The organism is Planktotalea sp., assembly GCF_018607995.1.
Taxonomy (GTDB): Bacteria; Pseudomonadota; Alphaproteobacteria; order Rhodobacterales; family Rhodobacteraceae; genus Planktotalea.
Genome location: NZ_JABBAL010000008.1, coordinates 133,565 through 148,038, shown reverse-complemented (window position 1 = coordinate 148,038; position 14,474 = coordinate 133,565). Strand labels below are relative to the sequence as shown.

Annotated in this window: 14 protein-coding genes; 6 read left to right on the top strand and 8 right to left on the bottom strand. The window is 53.8% G+C overall.

From position 1 onward, the window contains the following. Window positions 1–142: 142 nt before the first annotated feature. The 6 genes from QZ280_RS03270 to QZ280_RS03245 are packed head-to-tail and all read left to right on the top strand — an operon-like array spanning window position 143 to window position 7,303. Window positions 143–709 (top strand): tautomerase family protein, encoded by a 567-nt coding sequence (locus tag QZ280_RS03270; RefSeq protein WP_293441042.1) that lies wholly within the window; start codon window positions 143–145, stop codon window positions 707–709. After that, window positions 706–2,400, top strand: coding sequence for a hydantoinase B/oxoprolinase family protein (locus tag QZ280_RS03265; protein WP_293441040.1), 1,695 nt, complete (start codon window positions 706–708; stop codon window positions 2,398–2,400). The genes QZ280_RS03270 and QZ280_RS03265 overlap by 4 nt, the downstream gene beginning before the upstream one ends. Further along, on the top strand, window positions 2,397–4,460 hold the full coding sequence (locus QZ280_RS03260) for a hydantoinase/oxoprolinase family protein (protein WP_293441039.1): 2,064 nt from the start codon (window positions 2,397–2,399) through the stop codon (window positions 4,458–4,460). The genes QZ280_RS03265 and QZ280_RS03260 overlap by 4 nt, the downstream gene beginning before the upstream one ends. Then, window positions 4,457–5,083 carry an isochorismatase family cysteine hydrolase gene (locus QZ280_RS03255; RefSeq protein ID WP_293441037.1) on the top strand — a complete coding sequence of 209 codons (627 nt, stop codon included), beginning with the start codon at window positions 4,457–4,459 and terminating at the stop codon, window positions 5,081–5,083. The genes QZ280_RS03260 and QZ280_RS03255 overlap by 4 nt, the downstream gene beginning before the upstream one ends. Continuing rightward, window positions 5,074–5,937 (top strand): isocitrate lyase/phosphoenolpyruvate mutase family protein, encoded by an 864-nt coding sequence (locus QZ280_RS03250; RefSeq protein ID WP_293441035.1) that lies wholly within the window; start codon window positions 5,074–5,076, stop codon window positions 5,935–5,937. Before QZ280_RS03255 ends, QZ280_RS03250 begins: the two co-directional genes overlap by 10 nt. Then, window positions 5,921–7,303 (top strand): FAD-dependent oxidoreductase, encoded by a 1,383-nt coding sequence (locus QZ280_RS03245; protein ID WP_293441034.1) that lies wholly within the window; start codon window positions 5,921–5,923, stop codon window positions 7,301–7,303. Before QZ280_RS03250 ends, QZ280_RS03245 begins: the two co-directional genes overlap by 17 nt. Before the next feature lie 715 nt (window positions 7,304–8,018). Here QZ280_RS03245 and QZ280_RS03240 read toward each other — a convergent pair. The 8 genes from QZ280_RS03240 to iolG form a co-directional block, all read right to left on the bottom strand. Continuing rightward, entirely contained in the window at window positions 8,019–8,516 is a 498-nt protein-coding gene (locus tag QZ280_RS03240; protein WP_293441033.1) for a DUF3299 domain-containing protein, read from the bottom strand. Further along, complete coding sequence (locus QZ280_RS03235; RefSeq protein ID WP_293441032.1) at window positions 8,510–9,010, bottom strand: DUF3299 domain-containing protein; 501 nt, start codon at window positions 9,008–9,010, stop codon at window positions 8,510–8,512. The genes QZ280_RS03240 and QZ280_RS03235 overlap by 7 nt, the downstream gene beginning before the upstream one ends. Before the next feature lie 22 nt (window positions 9,011–9,032). After that, window positions 9,033–10,283, bottom strand: coding sequence for an ABC transporter permease (locus QZ280_RS03230; protein ID WP_293441030.1), 1,251 nt, complete (start codon window positions 10,281–10,283; stop codon window positions 9,033–9,035). Then, on the bottom strand, window positions 10,280–10,975 hold the full coding sequence (locus tag QZ280_RS03225; protein WP_293441027.1) for an ABC transporter ATP-binding protein: 696 nt from the start codon (window positions 10,973–10,975) through the stop codon (window positions 10,280–10,282). The genes QZ280_RS03230 and QZ280_RS03225 overlap by 4 nt, the downstream gene beginning before the upstream one ends. 6 nt (window positions 10,976–10,981) lie before the next feature. Continuing rightward, window positions 10,982–11,566, bottom strand: coding sequence for a DUF2796 domain-containing protein (locus tag QZ280_RS03220; protein ID WP_293441024.1), 585 nt, complete (start codon window positions 11,564–11,566; stop codon window positions 10,982–10,984). Window positions 11,567–11,594: 28 nt separating this feature from the next. Beyond that, on the bottom strand, window positions 11,595–11,981 hold the full coding sequence (locus QZ280_RS03215; protein ID WP_293441022.1) for a Fur family transcriptional regulator: 387 nt from the start codon (window positions 11,979–11,981) through the stop codon (window positions 11,595–11,597). Window positions 11,982–12,079: 98 nt separating this feature from the next. Then, window positions 12,080–13,447 (bottom strand): MmgE/PrpD family protein, encoded by a 1,368-nt coding sequence (locus tag QZ280_RS03210; protein ID WP_293441020.1) that lies wholly within the window; start codon window positions 13,445–13,447, stop codon window positions 12,080–12,082. 40 nt (window positions 13,448–13,487) lie between these two features. Then, window positions 13,488–14,474, bottom strand: a complete 987-nt coding sequence (gene iolG, locus QZ280_RS03205; RefSeq protein WP_293441018.1) for an inositol 2-dehydrogenase — start codon at window positions 14,472–14,474, stop codon at window positions 13,488–13,490.

Genomic DNA, 14,474 nt, shown 5'->3' with positions numbered 1-14,474 from the left:
TGGATTTCCCCTCACAGCGTCTTAAAAACAGTAATTACGTTTAACAAAAACCAATTGCTTGTCGTTTTGCAAGAAAAAAATAGACTTAACAATCATACAAAATCTGTACTATAGATAATACAGGATGACTTGGGAGGGTCGCATGCCGATTGTTCAACTGCATGTGTTGGAAGGCTATACAAAAGACGATAAACAACGTCTTGGCGAGGCTTTGACAGATGCTGTACGCCTCGTGGTACCTGCAACACCTGAGCTCGTGACCATCATGATCAGCGACATGCCCGCAGAGAATTATTTTCGCGGCCGCACAACGCGAACGCCAGCACCAGCTAAGCCTGATCCCACGAGCTTGGTCCGCGCGTTTTTGACTGCCATGCAGTCGCGAGACTTGGAAACGGCGCAGAGCTTTTTGTCTGAGAGCTTCACGATGACTTTTCCGGGAACAGATCCGATGAAATCGCTCAGCCAACTGATCGATTGGGCAAAACCGCGCTACACCCACGTGACCAAAATTTATGATGGCTTTGATACAATGCAGAGCGCAGGCGATGCAGCCATCGTTTATTGCCGTGGCACACTGTCGGGGGAATGGTCAGATGGGACCCCCTTTGATGGTATCCGCTTCATTGACCGGTTTGAGGTCGTGGGCGACGCACTTTTGAAACAAGACGTCTGGAATGACATCGCTGAAACAAGGGCCAAAGCATGACAGAGATTGATCCGATTACCCTCTCGGTTCTTGCCGGACGGATGGAACAGATTGCGGATGAAATGGACGCCACGCTGTTTCGTGCGGCCTTCAATCCGATCATCGCAGAGGCCCATGATGCGAGCCACGGTCTATATCACGCAGCGACTGGCGACACGTTAGTGCAAGGGAAATCTGGCCTGCCAATTTTCGTGGGAGTGATGTCCTTTGCTGTTCAAGCGGTCATCGAAAAAGCCGCCAAGGATGGCGGCCTTGCGGATGGCGACATTTATATTTTTAACGACGCACACATCGGCGGCACACATCTGAGCGACATGCGTTTGGTGCGACCCTATTATCGAGACGGCAAACTGTTCTGCTATCTGGCTTCGGTCGGTCATTGGCATGATGTGGGCGGCGCAGTTCCTGGCAACTATAATCCTGCTGCGACGGATGTGTTTCAAGAAGCTTTCGTTCTGCCGCCCGTCAAACTCGCACGTGGTGGTGAGGTCAACCAAGACATCATCGACATTTTGCTGCGCAATACGCGGCTGCCGCAATCAGCGCTGGGCGATTTGAACGGTCAACTTGGCGCTCTTGATCTTGGTATCAAACGCATGGATGAACTGCTTGATGATTACGGCGCTGAAACAGTTTCAGCGGCGCTTGATGCTCTTGGTCATCGCGCCGAATCGCTTATGCGATCAGAACTGCAAGAGCTGCCCGATGGTCGTTGGGAAGCAGAGGATTTTCTCGATAACGACGGCATCACGGATAAGCCTTTGCCGATCAAGGTCGCGCTCGAAATTGCGAATGACAAAATGACGCTCGATTTCACAGGCTCCGCCGCGCAATGCGCAGGTCCCGTGAACATTGCTCTGCCAACCTCGGTGGCGACGGCCTATGTTGCGGTCAAACACATCTTTCCGGCATTACCCGCGAACGCTGGGGTGATGCGTCCAATTAATGTGATTGTGCCCGAAGGTTCTATGCTGTCGGCTAAATTTCCGGCACCTACAGGGGGCTATACCGAAACCATTTTGCGCATGATTGATGTTGTGTTTTCCGCTTTTGCCAAGGCCGCCCCCACGCGGGTGGTGGCAAACGCCTATGGAACGATCAACGCGCTTTCCATTGCGGGTAAACGCAGCAATGGGCAACCTTGGGTAATGTTCAGCTTTTATGGTGGTGGACATGGTGGATCGGTTGAAACCGATGGTCTTAATCACGGCAATGCACCTATTTCGACAGCGACCATACCACCGATGGAGATTTTGGAGGCTGCCTATCCTGTGATGTTCCGCACATGGGGTTTACGCCCTGATAGTGCCGGACATGGCGCACATCGCGGCGGTGTTGGCGCAGTCTATGAAATTGAAGTACTTGAAGAAAATGGAGCCGAGGCATTTTTGTTCGGTGAACGTGGCAGGTTCGCCCCGAAAGGCATCGCGGATGGTGCAGATGGCGCAATGAACTTGTTTGCCTACCAACAAGATGATAGTTGGATGACCCCACCCCTTGCTTCCAAGATGCGTGGTATCAAGCTGCGCCAAGGTCAAGCGGTACGGTTGGAAACACCTGGAGGTGGCGGTTACGGCCCGCAGGCTGAGCGTGCGCGCGAGGCGATTGCCCGCGATGTGCAACGAGGCCTTGTGAGCGAGAAAGCGGCTGATCAAGCCTACGGCACAGCATGGCGCGAGGTGACATCATGAGCAAGCATATAATCGGTGTGGATGTGGGTGGCACGTTCACAGATGTGTTCGTTTTGAATGAAGAAACTGGCACCGCGAGCGTGGCCAAAGTGCCAACGACACGGCCAGACCAATCTGGCGGCTTCCTTGATGGGATCAGACGCGAAATTCAGGACCTATCAGAAATATCTGTTGTGGTGCATGGTACGACCGCCGGCACCAATGCACTCCTAGAACGAAAGGGGGCTAAGACCGGTGTGATTTGCACTGAAGGCCTGCGCGATGTGCTCGAGATGCGTCGCCGTGATAGGCCGCGCACTTGGGGTTTGCGCGGAGATTTTGAACCGATTGTGGATCGTCGCAACCGGCTTGAAGTTCCTGAGCGCACATTGGCTGATGGTTCAATTCGCTCAGAGGTCGATCTTAATGCGGTTCGCTCAGCCGCGGAGCAATTGCTGGAAGACGGGTGCGAGGCGGCGGCAATTTTGTTTGCCAACGCCTATGCCAACCCTGCGAATGAGGCCGCTGCTGTCGCTGTTCTGCGCGATATCTGGCCGAATGCGCATGTGTCTGCTTCTCACGAAATTCTACCGGAAATCCGCGAATTCGAACGGTTCTCAACGACAGCGCTTAATGCCTACCTTCAGCCGGAGATTTCCGGCTACCTTGGCCGCCTTGAGACCGCGTTGCGCAGCGATGGGTTTGAAGGCGAATTAATGATCGTGCAGTCCAACGGCGGTGTCATGGCGGTTGATACGGCGTGCAAGATGCCTGTTCGAACGGCCTTATCTGGACCTGCGGCAGGTGTGATTGCAGCGGGCTACATCGCTGGCTCTGCGGGTTTCGAGAACATCATCACGGGCGATATGGGCGGCACTAGTTTTGATGTGTCTTTGATCCATGAAGGTCAGTCAATCCTGTCACCGCAGACCTCTATTGATTTTGGAATGGTCGTGCGCACCCCGATGATCGAGATCACGACGATTGGCGCAGGCGGTGGATCAATTGCTTGGGCCGATAAAGGCGGTTTGCTAAATATTGGGCCAGAAAGCGCAGGTTCACACCCTGGCCCGGTGGCTTATGGTCTTGGCAATGATCGCCCAACTGTTACGGATGCCAATATCGTGTTGGGGCGTATTGACCCTGAAAACCCGATTGGCGGCAAGCTGGATCGGCTGGATGTAGAGGCAGCTTCAAAGGCCATCGATATACATGTCGGCACACCTTTAGGGTTAAGCACTTTGGAAGCAGCAGAAGCCATCCTGACAGTTGCCAATAGCCGCATGGCAGGCGCGATCAGGTTGGTTGGGATTGAGCGGGGATTTGATCCTAAGCGCTTTGCATTCATGCCCTTTGGCGGCGGCGGGGCGTTGCATGCAGGCGCGATGTTGATAGAGACGGGTATCGAGCGCGCAATCGTGCCGCGGTACCCCGGTGTAACGTCAGCGATGGGCTGTGTGATTGCAGATATGCGACAAGATTTCGTGCAAACCATCAACACTTTGGTCAGCACTTTGGACGAAGTTACCCTAGCGGCTTTTATGCAATCGCACGTCGATCAAGGGATAGCCTTGCTAGAGGCATCTAAAACCAAATTCGATAGTCGCGAGTTAAGTTTTGAGTTGGACATGGCCTACATCGGTCAGACCCATACTGTGCCCGTGCTGATTCAGATTGAAACGGTAGATGGTAAAGTTATCCCCCCAAACAAATTACAGGTTGAAGCGGCGTTTGACGCAGCATATCGAGCCACCTTTGGCCGCCTCTTGAACAACGGCGTACGCCGAATTTTAAACCTGCGCAGTGCGGTGACGGGCAAGCGTCCCAAATTTGATCTCGCGACCCTTGCACCGACGTCCAAAACTGCGGCAAAGCCTATCGCAATGCGTAAGGTCCATTTTGGCACGGACTGGCATGATACTGCCATCTATGATCGCCTAGGTCTGCCAATTAACACCCTAATCAAAGGCCCTGCTATTCTGACCCAGCCTGATACGACCGTTCTAATAGAACCGAATTTGCAAGGACGCGTCGACAGCTTTGGCAACACAATCATTGAAAAACAGGGGGGGGCTTCATGAGTAATCCAACCACATGGGATTTGTCGCGCACTGCATTGCTGACCATTGATCTGCAAAATGATTTCATTCATCCTGAGGGTGCTTATGGCCGCGCCGGACAAGGAGAGGGCGCGATTGCGGCACTGCCAGATCGTGTTGCGCCTTTAGCCGCCGCGCTTCGCGCGAAAGGTGGGCGCTACTTTTCCGCGCAGTTTACCTTGGTGCCCGACAGAGACGGCACGCCCTTGATCGCACCACATCTCAAAGAGCTACGCCCGTTTCTCGGTAAAGGCGATTTCACACCGGGCTCATTCGGGCATATGGTTGTGGATACTTTGCATCCAGCGGACTTTGTGATCGAAAAGGTCGCCTATTCTGCGTTCTATCAGACGCGCTTAGAATACATCATGCGTGCGACTGGCGTTGATCATTTGATTGTCGGCGGGATTGTGACCAATGGTGGCGTTGCCTCGACGCTGCGCGATGCGCACCTACGCAACATTGAAACTGTGGTGCTTACGGATGGCTGCGCCGCATTTCGCCAAGACGTGCATGACGCCACGCTTTTGTCGCTTGGAACGATTACGAAACAGATGGACTGCGCTAGTGCGCTCACGTGGTTGGAGGGCAAATCATGGGCCTAAAGTCACGCCTACAACAAAGCAAAATCCTTGTGGCCCCTGGAGTTTATGATGGACTCACGGCGGTCCTTGCAACCGATGCAGGGTTTGAAGCGCTCTATCTGAGTGGCGCAGCAGTTGCCTACACGCGCCTTGGGCGCCCAGATATCGGCCTGAGCACCGCAAGCGAGATGGCGGATACCATGGCGTTGATTGCTGATCGCACGCCTCTACCAGTAATTATTGATGCTGATACTGGCTTTGGCAACGCTCTGAATGCCCAAAGAACAATGCGCACCTATGAACGTGCAGGTGCGAGCGCCCTTCAGCTTGAAGATCAGAGTTACCCCAAGCGCTGCGGACATCTCACGAATAAATCCTTGATTTCATGCGCCGAAATGACTGGGAAAATCAGCGCGATGGCCGATGCTCGCGCCAGCGGAGAGACTCTGATTATCGCCCGCACAGACGCAATCGCCGTTGAAGGGTTCTCAGCGGCCCTTGATCGCGCAGAAGCATACCTTGAAGCTGGCGCAGATGTTCTATTCGTTGAAGCGCCGCAAGATCGCACGCAACTTGAATACATTGGCGCGCAGTTCGCAAGCCGCATTCCCCTGCTGGCGAATATGGTAGAGGGCGGCGCGACGCCAATTACTGATGCGAATGATCTTGAGCAGCAGGGCTTTTCCATCGCGATCTTTCCGGGTGGAATTGTGCGCGCAATCGGGCGAACTGCGCAGACCTATTACAATAGCTTGCATGCAAACGGATCAAACAAGCCTTTTGCAGATCGCATGTTTGATTTTGATGGGCTGAATGAGGTGATCGGAACAAAGGAACAGCTCGAAATTGGGGCGCGTTATGACGTCAAAAATTGACGTTTCCACACCTCCGACAGCCTATCACATTGAATGTGAAACCCTGATTATAGGCGCTGGTGCCTGCGGCATGATCGCCGCACTCTCAGCACATGAGCGAGGCCAACATGTTCTGGTTATTGAGGCGGATGCTGTGCCTAGCGGATCAACCGCGTTGTCCGCAGGCCTTATCCCCGCCGCTGGCACAGCCATCCAACGCGCTGCCGGAATTGATGACACTCCTGACTTGTTTGCCGCAGACATACAAGCGAAGGCAAAGGGCGAAAACGATCAATCTCTGGTCGAGCAGATAGCTACCGATTCGGCAGAGGTCATTGATTGGTTGACGCAAACACATGGATTACCGTTCTCTGTCGTGGACAATTTTGACTACCCTGGACATTCGCGCAGGCGCATGCACGGCCTGCCTACTAGATCCGGTGCAGAGTTAATCGATGCATTGCGCGCAAGGTGCGAAGCGCTAGATATTGACATCATCTGCGAAAGACGTGCTTTTGCATTGTTCCACGAGGATGGCGAGATTGTGGGCGTATCAGTTGCTAATCCAGATGGAGCGCAGGAAACGATCAAATGCGTGCGACTTATTTTGGCATGCAACGGCTTTGGCGGGAACAGTGAATTGGTGGAACGGTACCTGCCACAGATCAGAGACGGGCTTTGGTTCGGGCATGATGGCAACAAGGGTGAAGCGATCCTATGGGCTGAAAAAATTGGTGCGCAGGTCTCGCACTTGGGAGCCTATCAAGGACATGGCAACGTCGCTCATCCACATGGAATTTTGATCACCTGGGCCGTCATCACGGAGGGCGGTTTTCAAGTGAACCGCGCGGGCAAGCGTTTTTGGAACGAGACGCAAGGGTATTCCGAAGCTGCGCGCGCAGTTCTTGCTCAGCCCGGTGGAGAAGCTTTTGCGATTTTCGATGAGCGGATCGCGAAAGTGGCCCGTCAGTTCGAGGACTTCAAGAGGGCCGAGGCTGTGGGTGCGGTTAAAACATGTGAAACCATTGAAGGCTTGGCTACTCGAATGGGGCTACCAGCCCAAGCGCTTCGCGAAACACATTCAGGTTTGCCTATTGGCAGCACTGATGAGTTTGGCCGGGCATTCCACGCGAAGCCCCTGTCTCCAGCTTATTTCGGGGTTCGTGTAACCGGTGCCTTGTTCCACACGCAAGGGGGATTACGAACAAATGCTTCTGGTCGCGTAATCAAGTCCGATGGCCAAACCTTCCGGACACTGTTCGCTGGCGGAGGCGCAGCATGCGGGATTTCAGGATCTAGCGACTACGGATATTTATCTGGCAACGGTCTACTTTCGGCGACGGTACTAGGTAGAAATGCAGGCAAGGCGGATAAAAAATCTCTTTGAATTAACAAGGAGCTGTTCAACGCGCCAGCAATCATCTTTAGAGGCCATGCTGTGATAGTCTTTCCTGCGTTTTTGGAAATTCCGCCGAGGCGTAAGAAAAATTCCCAAGGTTAGCGATGTCCTGCATTTCGGTACATGATTGTTAACTGATCGAAATCGGTCTGCTTACGGGATTTGCGCTTTGATAAATTTGAACACAATGAATGTTCTTAGTAGGCCGATCAAACCACGGCCGAGATAGGCTTTCTTCGCCAATGGATCGTGCGCAGCGCCCGTGAAATCAATATGCAAATAAGAGGCTACTTTTCACTTCGAGCAACTATTTCGCTGCAGCTCCGCGAATGGCTCCTTCTCGCCAATATGTACTCCAATAGCGCACAACAATTGCTCCGGTTCAAACACGGTCTGGGTGTGAATTGTGTAAACCAGTGGTGTCGATGAACCGAAAGGCACCTTGAAATCGTTGTTGGGAGAATGAGGAGGGTGCTTTAACCAGTCTAGCACACAAGGTTGCACAAAAATCAAATCAGAACGCCTTCGAGAAATAAAAAAAACAAATAGATAGATAGCATTTAAGAAAATACTTATCATCCCTACCGCCGGAGCCAAAAACTTCTTAGTTTTTTGGCAACTCAAACGGTCCCCCAACACAACATTGCCAGTAATCTTTGTGCTGATTTGGCTGTCCAATTCATTGCACTCGAAGCAAGGCAATTTAAACTCGAAAAGGCTCAATCTTGTCGGCAGATAAGGCGTAGCCGACATCTGCGATGTAGGTCCGCATTGACGAAATACCAAACATGCCAATCACGTTGATCGCCTCGTACAAACCTCTGCTTTCATAGGGGGTTTCAGTTGTGACAAAGACCAATTGGTTCGCGGGTGGCGGTGGCACGTGCACGCAGGCTCCCGCGTAGGGCACCAAGATAAACGCGGTGACGCCCGAGGCGCTTTGATCGATTGGCACCATAAACCCCGGTAAACGCACGATCTGGCCGTTCCAGTCCGAGCGCACGCCACTTGAAGCCGGTTGTTGGTTGCTCAAAGGCGGTTGATCGTGATCAATGAGACCGCGAAATGCTTGCGGAATGGGGGTGTCGCTCGCTGGCAGCAAATCCACCCAATCCAAATCAAAAAACTCTTCCGCCCTTAGCATCTGCGGGATCACGGCACTCGCCGCTAACGCTGCTAGAAGGCTGCGGCGCGTCACCATTCGTAGACTTCCATCTGATCCGCGACGATCGCATAGCCAGTTTGCCCCAAATCCGTCGATTGCAATCGCGTGCGCATCATGCCAATCACCCAAATCGGATCCCAGAGATCATCGCTGGGCCACGGGGTTTTCGCATTCACCATAACCAGCTGATTCGCGGGCGGTGGTGGCATGTGAATGCAGGCCCCCGTATAGGGTACCAACATAAACTCTGTGACGCCCTTTGCGCTAATATCAAACGGGATCACAAAACCTGGCATTTTGATGTAAGAACCATCCAAACTCTCGTTCAGCTTGGTCGCGTTTTCATCGTAGATCGGGTTCCACGTGTCGTTGACCTCGTCGAGTTCGCCTTCACCGATGATCTCTGAATAGGGCACGCCGGCGGGCAGCAAATCATCCCAGGTGATCTCTCTCAGGGTGGCGGCGAGTGCCGTTTTGGGCGTCGCAAGCGCGCCTGACAACAACATCAAAGTCGATCTACGATTTAGCATGTCTTTCACCTCAATCAGGGTGTCACGTTTTCACCACCATACCATCAGCCACCGACAGTCGGTAAGCCCTTATAGCTGGCACCATGCTCACAATTGCGCCAGCTGCGATGACAGCTAGCATGACCCACACTTCGCGCAGGCTGGGTGGATCAATCGCCAGCCATAGGCCGAACTCGCGATCCAATATCGGTTGGCCGATGAATAGCCCAAGATAAAGCAAGCCAAGCCCCAGAAGCACCCCGAGCGCCGCCATGACAACCGCTTCCAGCACCAGTATACTGAGGATCGTGGCAGGGCGCGCACCCATCGCGCGAAAGATTGCCATCTCTCGTCGCCGCTCGTTCAGGCTAGAGAAAATCGTCGCCATCATCCCGATCAAAGCAGTCACAACAACCATAAAAGACACACCAAGCAGGGCAGTTTCGGCGATGCCAACGATGCCCCAAAGTTCTTGCAATGCGACGCCCGGTAAGATGGCGAGCAAGGGTTCTTGGCCGTATTCATTGATCGCGCGTTGCAGGCGGAAAATTTGCAAAGGACTTTTCACACCGACCAACGCGGCGGTGATCGCTTTCGGTGTCAGCTCCATCTGGCGCAGTTCATCAGCGGGCGTGGCTTGGCCCTGCACCTGCGCGCCACCCTGCCAATCCACATGGATCGCCTCAATAGCTTCCATGCTGACGATCACAGTGCGATCAATTGGTGTGCCGGTTTTCTCCAAGATACCATACACGCGGAAAGGCTGGTCCTTATGCTCCGCAAAAGAGGCCAGCCCGTGCGCGACGATAATCGGGTCACCAATCTCATATTCCAAAGTCGCCGCAACATCGGCGCCGATGACTGTGTCGAAAAGATCGGACAAGATCGCCCCATCCGCGACAGCAAGGGAACGGCCTTGACGATATTTATAATGCTCGAAGAACGCAACGGACGTGCCCATGACACGGAACTGGCGGTGACTGTCGCCCAAGGAAATCGGTACGATCCAGTCCACTTCAGGGCGCGCAGAGATGTCTTTATAGCTTTGCCACGTCACATTGTTGGTCGCATTGCCTATGCGAAACACCGAATAAAGCAGCAATTGAACGGAACCTGAGCGCGCGCCGACAATCAAATCCGTCCCCGAAATCGTATCCGCAAAGCTGGCTTTTGCTCCTGTCCTTATCTTCTCGACCCCGAGAAAGAGCGCTACGGATAAAGCAATCGCAAGGATCGTCATGCCAACGGTCAAAGCTCGTGCAAATAGCGAGGCGATGGCAAGGCGCAGGATCATGCCGCACCTCTTTCAACACGCGCGATGTCTTGCATATCTATAACCCGATCAAAACGCGCGCCCAGACGTGGATCATGGCTGACCATCAGCAAGGAAGTTTCGTTTGAACGCACTTGGGCAAAGAGCAATTCGAGGAAGGCCGCTTGGCTGTTTGCATCAAGCGCAGAGGTCGGTTCGTCCGCGATTATTAGTGGCGGCTGGCCAATGAGCGCACGCGCAACTGCGACACGTTGTTGTTGGCCAACGCTGAGCGCGGTTGCTTTACTGTTGGTCACACCGTCAGGTAGACCAAGGGCGCAGCACAGTTCAGTTGCCTTCGCCAACGCATCGCCCGCCTGCTTGTTGCGCGCAGGCGCAAAGCGCAAAGGTAGCATTATGTTGTCGGCTACAGTACCAAACGGCAGCAGGTTAAACTGCTGAAAGATAACGCCAATCTGTTCCGCTCTGAACTTGTCGCGCTTGCTGGCAGATAGTTCGGTAATATCTTGGCCCGCTATCTCGATCCGTCCGCTATCCGGCACAATCGTGCCGCAGATCAGCGACAAGAGCGTCGACTTGCCCGATCCGCTTTCACCCAGCAACAACACGGATTCACCCTTGGCCACACGGAAATCAGCGACCCGCAATGAAAACGCCGCACCTCCCGCCCAGCCAAAAGCGACATCAGACAAGTTAAGAACCGCATCCGTCATGCGTACTTAGCGATCCAGATCCAAGACCGGGGCCGCGCGCGTGACTTCAAAAGCTTGGGCACCGTTAGACGTAACGAGCTGCACCTCAACTTCCTCAGCATTGGGGAAAGCGTCAAAATAACGAAAGGTGATCTCGTTCAGAGCATCGGCTGAAGAACAGCTCAGAGCATACTCTGCATGGAATTCCGTGTGGCCAGCGTCATCGCCGCGGTCTTCGTGATCTTCATGGTCGTCATGATCTTCGTGGTCATCATGGTCGTCATGATCTTCTTGCTCGCCCTCTGTCTCCAATTCGGCGCGCGCATTGTTTACCACGCAGCCCGCCGCTGGGGACATCGCAAATAGTTCCAAAGGCGCATTGAGAGCCGCAAGAGCAGTCTCAATTGCAGCTAAATCCACGGCACTACTGGCCTCATACTCAAACCCGACGATATCCGCGCCGGGCGCATGAAACTCCATCGCAACTTCTGCGCCATCGATCGCAATATTCAATGTACCCACACCATGTTCATGCGCATCAAGCTGGCGTGTCTCTTCGGCGACAGCAGGAAAAGCTGCGATAAGTGCAAAAAGTGAAAGAGCGTTTTTCATAATCGGTCCCTTATTGGTCAGATAGGTCTTAGGCAACACACCGTTGGCAGTGCCCATGAATTTCTACGATATGGCGGTCCGCGCGAAAGGCGTTTTGGTCCGTCAATTCCGTTAGCTTGGGTAGAAGATCGCTTCCGTCATGTTCATCAACCAAACCGCATGTTTCACAGATCGCGAGGACCGGTACACTTTCTGCGTGATTGCAGCGACACGGCACAAAGGCCTTGATGGATTCCAACCGATGCGCGCGACCTTGATCGGTCAAAGCAGACAATGTCCGATAGACCGTCGGCGGTGCGATATCCGGCTCAGAGCGCTGAAGTTGCTCAAGGATTTGATAAGCAGTCATTGGTTTTTCGCAGGTTTTCAAAACCTCCAAGATGTCCGCCTGCCGCACATCCGCTGATTTTCTCATGCAATATACTCCAGCTTCAAAGAAATTGTTATTTTATAAAATACCAACAATCAAGCGCCCGATTTTACAGGCGCGCAGAAACCAGCCGATGCGCTAGATCAAGACTGCGAGATTGAGGCCCCCGAGAGGCACAGATCCAAAAGCAGTGCAAACCCTGCGCTGTCCAATGTATCAAACTCAGCACACAGCCTTTCAAGCTCATTGGCTCGCTCAAGTCCCAACCCCTCATCCGCAAGCAGATGAAATTTTGCACTGATTTCGGCATCTGACACTGGTAAATCAACGTCACCACGCGGCGTCATTGGGACACCTTGAATGCGCTGACCATTCTTTAGGGTCAACGCGACTTGCGCCCAACGTTTGGAGACACTGCGCCTTGTCAATTCGGGATCGTCAATCAAAGTGGTGGCACGACTGATCCTTAAGATATCAGGGTCGGTCAGGGTTTCCGGCGTCAACTCATTGGAGCCAATGGTGCCGCGAACGATCATGCAAGCGACTGGAAAGGCAATGGAATAGCTGAATTCATCAAGCGTTTTTGGCTCATACCCTGCAAGGCGCGTCGCATAGTGGAAGGTTTTGATTTCAACATTTGCGATATCTGTGTGGTGCAGATCATTCTCTCGCATTAGTTTTTGCACACCATCAAGCGAGGAATGCGCCCAGCGACAACAGGGGTATAGCTTGTAGTGCGTGTGCTCCAACGTCAGCCAACGCTTGCCCAGGTCGCTCCAAAACGACTCCGCCTCTGTACTTTCGCAGGTCAGTGCAGGCGCGCCTGTAAAGCCTTCGCGCGCAAGATAGGCCGCCGTGACACCCGAGGGCGCGCCCCAGCCGACACCATCGCGCACCATGGTCGGAAAATCGATGCAGCGCATCATTTGGCTGCGCGGTCCGTGATACTCTGCAATGCCAGCGGCGTGGCGTATCTGCTCCGTATCACAGCCCAACATACGCGCCACAGATGCAGCAACGCCGACAGCGGTCCAAGCCCCCGATGTGTGATAATCCGCGCAGGTAGCATGTTGCACCTGCCCTGCGCGGTAGCTCACCTCATAGGCCAGCGCCAACCACAGTGCGAGATCACGACCCATGACGGACTGCCCCTTCTGACGCATCGCATCTGCAACGGCGAGAACCGCAGGGAAGACCGCAGATCCCGCATGGCCCTTGTTCGGTGTGCTGCCATCATGAGCGTCAATGCTATCAACAGTAAATGCACCCGCCATCGCAGCGCCCGCAGGACTGCACGTGCGCCCATCCATTAACATGCGCGTGCCGCCCACAGTGCCCGCGCCAAAGAGCGCCATTGCGCTGCGACGAGCGATATCGCTCAGCTCTGTGCCGGCACCAATCGCTGCGACGCCCATCGTGTCTAGAAAGCTGCGTCTTAGCAGCGCTAGCAAGTCTTCGGGCAGGTCGTTAAATTCAAGATCGTGAACGAACGCGGAAAAACTTGTCGCCATGCTATGCACCCCTCTTTGCGGGAAGGATACCGGATTGGCCCTATAAAGAAACCGTCTTGCCATCGCGCGCGGACTTGTCTGCCGCATCCGCCAACATTTGCGCTTTCAAACCATCAAGGCCGGTCGGCTTCATCGTAACTTTGTCGTTCAAACAAGCAACAAAATGCTCCATCTCAGCGCGGTACGCAGCGGCGTAACGCTCTAAGAAAAAGGGCTGTGTCGGCGCTGTGCGAAAGCCTTGCCCGTTGGACACCTCAACCGTGTTCTCCAGCATATTATCCGCGCGCAACATGCCTTTGGAACCGTGGACTTCGATGCGTTGATCATAGCCGTAGGTGGCGCGACGCGAGTTGCTGATCTGGCAAAGTTTGCCGCTCGCGGTCTTGAGATTTACGATAGCGGTGTCGAAATCTCCGGCGTTCCCAATCTCTGGATCAACAAGACAAGACGCGGCAGCGGTCAACTCCACAGGCTCCTCACCTAGTAAAAAGCGCGCCATATCAAGATCATGGATCATCATATCGCGAAAAATTCCACCAGAGGTTTTAATGTAACCGATGGGGGGCGGCGCAGGATCACGCGACAGGATTGTGACGATCTCCACATTGCCGATCACCTGATCTGTGATCTGCTTTTGCAAATACGCGAAGCTGGGATCAAAACGGCGATTGAATGCAGTCATAAATGGCACGCCCGCCTTTTCAACGACCGCTAGGCATTCGCGAATGCGGTCCGTTGACAGATCCACAGGTTTTTCGCAAAAGATCGCTTTGCCAGCTGCGGCAGCTTCGTGAATGATATCGTAATGCGTTGTTGTCGGCGTGCCAATGACCACCGCATCAATGCTTTTGTCGGCGATAATTTCTTCCGTGCTCATCGCTGTCGCGCCGAGCTTAGCGGCCAAAGCCGCCGCCGCATCCGGCAGGAAATCTGACACCGCCGCTGCGCGTGCAGTTGTCATTTGCGCCAGTGTTGCACCATGAACCTGACCGATGCGCCCTGCCCCCAAAAGTCCGATGTTGAGCAT